The organism is Enterobacter sp. RIT637, from assembly GCF_019718755.1.
Taxonomy (GTDB): domain Bacteria; phylum Pseudomonadota; class Gammaproteobacteria; order Enterobacterales; family Enterobacteriaceae; genus Enterobacter.
The window spans coordinates 1-642 of record NZ_JAIHAZ010000089.1; the positions used below are offsets into that span (position 1 = coordinate 1).

Consider the following 642-nt stretch of genomic DNA (forward strand, 5'->3'; position numbering starts at 1 on the left):
GGCGATGGTGTTTCTCAAGAATGGTTTCCAGTTTGCGGTTGAAATAGGCCTGCAGCGCATGGCTGTCCGCCAGTTTGTTGTCGCGCATAAACTGCTGGATGGCGGTGCTGTTTTTCCACTGGCTATCGTCAACTTCATCACCGCCGATATGCAGATACGGATCGGGGAAGATCGCTGCCAGTTCGCTGACCATTGCGTCGGCAAAGGTGTAGGTCGCCTCTTTTGTTGGATCGAGAACGGGTTTCAGCACGCCCCAGTGGCGCTCCATTTCATACGGGCCAGGTGCGCTCATCAGTTCCGGATAGGCCACGGCGATCGCCGACGCATGGCCCGGCATGTCAATTTCGGGAACCACGCGAATACCCCGCGCGGTGGCGTAACGCACCACGTCACGCATCTGCTCCGGTGTGTAGAACAGCCCGTCGCTGGCGAGCTGGGTCAGTTTAGGATAGCGCTTCGAGGTAAACCGCCAGCCCTGATCGTCCGTCAGATGCCAGTGCAGGACGTTTAGCTTCGCCGCCGCCATGCCGTCGATCTGGCGTTTAATGTCCTCCAGCGGAATGAAATGACGCGCCGAATCGAGCAGCAGCCCACGCCACGGGAAGCGCGGGGAGTCGTCAATCGACACCCACGGAATCGAGG

At 59.2% G+C, this 642-nt stretch carries 1 protein-coding gene; it reads right to left on the bottom strand.

Features of this window, described 5'->3' with window-relative positions; translation table 11 throughout:
• Positions 1-642 (bottom strand): family 20 glycosylhydrolase (locus tag K5E19_RS23325; RefSeq protein WP_221553303.1); only part of this gene is annotated, 642 nt, incomplete at both ends.